This window comes from Peptoniphilus sp. HMSC075B08, assembly GCF_001815405.1.
Taxonomy (GTDB): Bacteria; Bacillota; Clostridia; order Tissierellales; family Peptoniphilaceae; genus Peptoniphilus_A; species Peptoniphilus_A harei.
In genome coordinates this window covers 111,446-118,144 of the sequence record NZ_KV820450.1, presented here as the reverse complement: position 1 = coordinate 118,144, position 6,699 = coordinate 111,446, and the positions used below count along the sequence as shown (strand labels likewise).

The window sequence follows — 6,699 nt, the reverse complement described above, 5'->3', positions numbered from 1 at the left end:
TTTACGTCTGTAATTTTCATTTTTACCTCCTTTACAAATTTATTATTTATTAGCCAATCTATACATAGCTTCTGCATAAATATCCATGCACAAATGTAGTTTTTCTATTTCTAAAAATTCATTCGGTAGATGTTCCCTGATTACATCTCCTGGAAAAATAGGTCCAAAAGCCACTACATTTGGAATAGCTTTAGCATAAGTACCACCTCCTATACTTTTAGTCACTCCTTTTAGACTAGTTTTTTCTTCGTAAACACTCAACAAAATTTTTATAAAGTCTGAGTTTTCATCAATATATAATGATTTTTTATGAGTTTCAGAGATTTTTTCAAATCCAGCTTGTTTAAATTTTTGATCGCATAATGGTGCACAATCTTCATAAGATTTTGTAACAGGGTATCTGTAGTTAATCTTTATATCTATATGGTCACTATTTCCCTCAATTAAACCTAGATTTAAAGATAGTTTTCCAGAAATATCATCAGATAAGCTAATACCCAATGATTTTCCATCAGTTTCCAACCCTATGCTTTCAGAAACAAAACTTATAACTCCTCTTAAATCTTTATCAAGTGGCAATTTTTTTATGGCACTTAATAAATTCCCAATAGCATTTTCTCCCTTTTCTGGTGTTGAAGCATGAGCTTCAACTCCTTTAGCTATCAATATGAATCCAGATTCTGTTTCTTTTAGGCAAACCTTGTCATTGGATTTAAAAATTTTTTTGGCATCTTCTTTTAATTCATTGTCACACAAAAATTCTGCTATTGATTCAGCTGGCACTACATTAAAAGCAGTTCCACCACTTATCTTTTTTAGAATTAGTTTACCCGATTGTTTAAATATTCTTCTAAAAGTAACGTTTATTATTCCTTTTTCTCCATTGATTAACGGAAACTCTCCATCTGGTGTAAATCCGCAAACAGGAATTTCCCCACCATTATTTAAATAATACTTAATATCTTCAGATCCTGTTTCTTCATTAGTTCCGAATAAAATCTTTATTCTTCTTTTTAAAGGTAGCTCTGATTTTTTTATTGCGTTTAATGCGTATAAACATGCAATTATTGGACCCTTATCATCAACGGCGCCCCTTCCATGTATGTTTCCATTTTCAATATCACCACTAAAAGGATTCTTAGACCAACCATTTCCTGCTGGTACCACATCAAGGTGACCCAAAACAGCAATACTTTCGTCACCTTCACCATATTCTGCCCATCCCATATAATTGTCTACATTTTCAATCTTAAAACCCATGTCTTTAGATTTATCTAAGACAAAATTCAAACAATTTTTTGGTCCTTCTCCAAAAGGTGCACCTTCTCTTTCTTCACCTCTAACACTATCAATTTTAATAACTTCTGATAAAGTATTTATCATCTGTTCCTTTTCTTTATCAACAAATTTTTGTAGTTCCACTTTTCAGACTCCTTTATTACAATCAATAATAAAATAACCCAGCAAAATAATAGGCATAACCTAAATATTCTACTGGGTCTCAAATTGTTTATTGAATTAGTGTTAATAATCCATGCAATTTGAAGCAGTGCTTCTTTAACTTGTTAAATTAATTATATTATGTTTTTTTTTAATTGTCAATTATTAAATAAAAACTTCTTCTGCAACTTCTTTTAATAGGGCTATCTTCTTCCATTGGTCTTCTTCTGTCACTGCGTTGCCTTCTTCTGTTGATGAGAATCCACATTGGGGTGAGATACAAATATTTTCTAGAGGAATATAATTTGCGGCTTCTTTAATTCTTGCAATTAACTCATCCTTGTCTTCAAGTTCTGGTCTTTTTGATGTAACTATGCCAAGGACAACTTTCTTGCCTGCTGGAATTTTGGCAAGGGCCTTGAAGTCTCCTGATCTTTCGTCGTCGTATTCTAGATAAAAGGCTGATACCTTTTCTCTTGCTAGGACATAATCTGCAACTGAGTCATAGGATCCTTCTGATGCGTAATGTGATTTGTAGTTTCCTCTACAAATATGTGTTGTGATGTTAAGTCCTTCTGGTGCTTTTTCTATTGCATCATTATTTATTTTTAAGTATTCTTCTTTTAATTCTTCTACGCTTTTGGCATCAACATGAAATCTTTCTGCAAAGTTTGGGTCTACTACACTTCCCCAAGCACAGTCATCAAGTTGAAGGTTTCTACAGCCAATGTTATAAATTTCTTGAAAAAATTCTCCATAGGCTTCTGCCACATCCTTGATAAATTCTTCTACATCTTCGTAAGGATTGCCTTTTTTTATTTGATTGTAAACTCCCCTTAAAAGTTGGGCAGGTGATGGAATTGTTTGTTTTGCCACAGTATTTTCATCTTCAAACTCTTTTACAAACTTGTAGTGGTCTAGGAAGGGGTGGTTTTTACCTCCAATTTTTCCGACAATTTTTACTCCGTCAGGTCTTAGGGTTTCTCCATGGAAGTGGATGAGTTCATCTTGGCTCAATGTGTATTTTTCTATCCCTTCAAGTCCCCAGAAGAAGTCATAGTGCCACCAGGATCTTCTAAACTCTCCATCAGAAATAATCTTAAGTCCTGCTTCTTTTTGCTTTTTCACAAGCTTTTCGATTTCTCTATCTTCTACTTTTTTAAGTTCTTCTCCTGAAATTTCTCCCTTAGAAAACTTTTCTCTTGCGATTTTTAAATCTCTTGGTCTCAAAAAAGATCCTACAACGTCGAACTTACTTGGTGCTAAAATTTTTGTCATTTTCTTTCTCCTTTTTCTAAAATCCATCTTGAGAATGTATAAAAAAAAGTCCTTACTGTTTATAAAAAACAATAAGGACGAATTATTTCCGCGTTACCACCTATTTTGCATAAGGAATGCCACTCTCAAGTACCAACATACTCTATCTCTATAACGGGAGCTCCCGGAAAAGTCTAATATCGACTAATCCCATCAGAGGCCATGTTCATCCACATCTTCCTTTGACCCTCTCAGCTAAACGGGCTTCTCTGTAAAATTCCAAGATGGATTACTCTTCTCTTCAAATGGTTTAAATTTTCTATAATGTTAGCATCATTAATTTTACCTGTCAAGACTTTTTTAATTAATTTTATTTAGAAGTTCGTCAACCCTGTCAGATAAGTCTTCCAAATTTCCTCTAATTTCTTTTATTTCTCTGTTAACACGAAGGTCTGTAAAGATGTTGTCAAAAATTACATCTACAAAAAAATCATAAGTTGAATCAGAGATCTCATCGTCAAGATCAATCCTAATATCATTTAATTCATTTTTTGCCACTAATAATTTATCTCTAACTCGGTCAAGGCCTCTGTTGATGTCTTTTATCTTACCCCTCTTTACCATGCCAACTATTCCAGAGTCTGCAAAAAGGTCAAAGATTCCCCACCTTGATGCGCTTTCTGTGAGCTTAATAGTCTTGTCGATTTCATTTTTAAGGTCTAATAAGCTTTCTCTCGCTTCTCTAAGTTCTTTTTCTTGTGACATATTTTCTCCTTTCTAACTATCTTTACTTTGCTGGATCTTCTATTTCATTTATCTCCCTAGAGATTATTGCCCTGTCACCAGGATTTAGAAGGGTATCTCCCCTTGGGACAATTATCTCTCCACCTGGTCTTTGAACCATAATTATGAGTTCATCTTTTCTTATGTGAAGGTCCTTGACCCTCTTGCCTGCCCAATCATGAGTTTCAGAAATTTTTATCTCAAGAAGGTCTTCTCCTGCGTAGTCAAAGTAAGTTTCTCCTCCAAGGACAAGTATATCTCCATCTCTTAGGTAGGTGTTGCCTCTTGGGACAATGCTCTTGTGGTCTCTCTCTATTTTTGCAATTATGACGTTAAAGGCAAGTTCAATGTCTGATATTTTTTTATTTACCCAAGGCGATATTTTTGTAACCTGAGTTTTGATAAATCCAATATCTGTCTTGTCTGAATAATAGTTAAAGGTCCTCAAGACTGAGTCGTCTGGATCATACATGTCCACCTTCTTAGTCGCAAAGGGAAGGACTGTCCCTTGGATAAGGAGTGAAAAAATACAAATTACAAAAACTATGTGGAAGATGTCTATGGATAAAGTCACTCCACTGTTTACCACCATTATGGCAAAGGCAATGGCAGCTGCTCCCCTTAGTCCTGCCAAGGAAATTATTGTAAGTTGGTTCTTCTTAAGCTTAAAGGGTGCCATTAATCCAAATACTGAAAGTGGTCTTGCCACTATTAGCATAAAGATTGCAAGTATAAAACCAATAGGTAGGGCTTGACCAATTAAATGTATATCTGATAGTAATCCCAATAAGAAGAACATGGCAATTTGAAAAATTGTTGATAGTCCGTCAAAGAAGAATACAACGTCTCTCTTTTTCTTAAATTCATGATTACCAATGTAAATTCCAAGAACGTAAAGGGCCAAGAATCCATTTCCTCCAAGTGTTTGGGTAAGGGCATAAGTCCCTATCATTAGCGTTGCTATAAAAACTGAAAAAAGTCCATCTTCGTCAAGGGAGAGTTTTTCTATAAGTTTCATAAATACAAATCCCAATAGGAAACCACCAGCAAGTCCAAAGACAACTTGCTTTAATACCATTATTGGGACTGAAAGGTCGCTGCCAAGTAGCATGGATAAGAAGACCATAGTCATGGTATAGGCAGTGGGGTCGTTGGATCCACTTTCGATTTCTAGTAGGGATGCCGTCTTGTATTTTAAGTTTAGGTTTTTAGATACAAGTATATTTGATACAGATGCGTAGTCTGTTGATGCCACAACTGAACCCAGTAGCATGGACTCTAAGAAGCCAAACTTCAAGACATAGTGGCAAAAGACTCCTGTTATAATTGCAGTTGCAAGGACTCCAAGGCTTGCCAGTATAATTGACTCCCTTGCCCTTTCACGTCCCATATTCCAATTGGTACCAAATCCTCCATAAAAAATTATTATCATAAGGGCTATTGTTGCAATATTTTCTGCAATCTTATAATTGTTAAAATCATATCCCAAGGCCGAGAAGATAACTCCCAAGGCCAAGAAAAGTAGTAGGGCAGGAAGACCCGACTTGTTGGATATTTTTGTGGCAATCATAGCCAACAAAAGAATCACTGTTATTAATAATAGATTCATAAATTCTCCTCTTTCTAATTTGAAAAATCTATTTTTAAAAAGGAACTGCCAAAAGGCAGTCCCCTCTTAATGTGATTATAACATTTTTATCTTGTTAAAGTGAAAAATAATTTCATTTTTTAAATTCTGTTTGCCGATTTAAATATATAGAAGAGGGCTCCAGTCAAAATATAAAATCCAACTAGGACAAAGAAAAGCTTCTTGTTCTTTGTAAGGCCAGCCATAATTAAAGTAAGGATAACTATGGCAACTGATAAAACAATTTGTGCCATCCTGAGGCTAGATTTTATGGCTCCCTGACTCACTTTTATATAATTATTTGCGAGGACAGAAATCATTATAAGAGTAACTAAAAATATTATTATTTTCTCTAAAATTTTTAAAATCTTGTCCCTATTCATTTTCCCTCGCATAGGCTTCCATGCCCTCTCTTAAAATTCTCATACTCTTTCTTATATCGTCTACATTTAGGACAAAGGCAAGTCTAACCATTTGCCTTCCTTCTTCCTTGTTCTTAAAGAAGCCTGCAGCCGGTGCAAACATAAGAGTTTCTCCATCAATTTGGAAGTTCTCAATTAGCCAAATTGCAAATTTTTCTGTGTCGTCAACAGGAAGCTTAGGCATAACATAAAAGGCTCCCTTTGGTTTTTCTACAGTCACTCCAGGAATCTTAATAAGTTCTTCATAGATTACGTCACGTCTCTTTTGGTATTCCTTGTTAACTTCTTCGAAGTAGGATTTGTCTATACCATATAATTCTGCCGCTGCCCTTTGTTCAAGAGTTGGTGATGCAAGTCTGCAGTTGCAAAGTCTATTTATAGCATCCTTGATTTCATCATTTTTTGTTGCAATGGAACCAATTCTTGCACCACAAGCTCCAAATCTCTTGGATATAGAGTCAAGTAAAATTAGATTTTCTTCTATTCCACTAACTTCTCCAAAAGACTTGTAGGCATTGCCATCGTAAACAAACTCCCTATAAACTTCGTCAGCAACAATATATAGGTCGTGTTTTTTTGCAAGCTCAACTATCCTCATTATCTCTTCTTCAGAGTAAAGAGCTCCTGTTGGGTTAGTTGGGTTTGAAAGCAAAATTGCCACAGTCTTGTCATTGATGTGTTTTTCAATTTCTTCAATTTCTGGAAGGGCAAAACCTTCTTTTGGATCAGTCTTAAAGGCTTCAAGTTCAATACCAAGTTGCTCAAAAACTGTCATGTAATTTGTATAGAAAGGGTCAGTTGTTAGGACCTCGTCACCTTCGTCACAAATTGTTTGGAAGGTAAATAAAAGGGCCTCACTGGCACCATTTGTGATGTAGATGTCCTTGGCATCAAAATTTATTCCCCTGTTTTTATAATATTTTGCAGTTGCCTCCCTAAGTTCAACTAGGCCTTGGGCGTGGGCATAAGGAAGTGGTCCCTTCTTAACATTTTTAAAGGAATCAAAATAAACATCTGGAACCTCAATGTCTGGCGCCCCAATATTTAATTCGTAAATCTTTATTCCCCTTGCCTTTGCAGCATCTGCATAAGGCGTCAACTTTCTAACTGCTGAATATTCAACATTTTGAATTCTCTTTGATAATTTCATGTTTTCTCCCTTCAATACTT

At 35.2% G+C, this 6,699-nt stretch carries 6 protein-coding genes and 1 other annotated feature; all 6 genes read right to left on the bottom strand.

Annotated elements, in window-relative coordinates; genetic code table 11:
* Positions 1 to 42: 42 nt before the first annotated feature.
* A complete protein-coding gene (gene pepV, locus HMPREF3023_RS05625; RefSeq protein ID WP_070701575.1) occupies positions 43 to 1,422 on the bottom strand; it encodes a dipeptidase PepV in 1,380 nt (459 codons plus the stop codon).
* A 183-nt stretch (positions 1,423 to 1,605) separates the two neighbouring features.
* Positions 1,606 to 2,718 carry a 5-methyltetrahydropteroyltriglutamate--homocysteine S-methyltransferase gene (locus HMPREF3023_RS05620; RefSeq protein WP_070701573.1) on the bottom strand — a complete coding sequence of 371 codons (1,113 nt, stop codon included), beginning with the start codon at positions 2,716 to 2,718 and terminating at the stop codon, positions 1,606 to 1,608.
* 70 nt (positions 2,719 to 2,788) lie between these two features.
* Positions 2,789 to 3,011 (bottom strand) — a binding site (T-box leader).
* Between the two features lie 46 nt (positions 3,012 to 3,057).
* Positions 3,058 to 3,462, bottom strand: coding sequence for a hypothetical protein (locus HMPREF3023_RS05615; protein WP_070701571.1), 405 nt, complete (start codon positions 3,460 to 3,462; stop codon positions 3,058 to 3,060).
* A gap of 22 nt (positions 3,463 to 3,484) precedes the next feature.
* Positions 3,485 to 5,089, bottom strand: coding sequence for a potassium/proton antiporter (locus HMPREF3023_RS05610; protein ID WP_070701569.1), 1,605 nt, complete (start codon positions 5,087 to 5,089; stop codon positions 3,485 to 3,487).
* A 119-nt stretch (positions 5,090 to 5,208) separates the two neighbouring features.
* Entirely contained in the window at positions 5,209 to 5,490 is a 282-nt protein-coding gene (locus tag HMPREF3023_RS05605; protein ID WP_070701567.1) for a hypothetical protein, read from the bottom strand.
* Positions 5,483 to 6,679, bottom strand: a complete 1,197-nt coding sequence (locus HMPREF3023_RS05600; RefSeq protein WP_070701565.1) for a pyridoxal phosphate-dependent aminotransferase — start codon at positions 6,677 to 6,679, stop codon at positions 5,483 to 5,485. Before HMPREF3023_RS05600 ends, HMPREF3023_RS05605 begins: the two co-directional genes overlap by 8 nt.
* Positions 6,680 to 6,699: the final 20 nt, after the last annotated feature.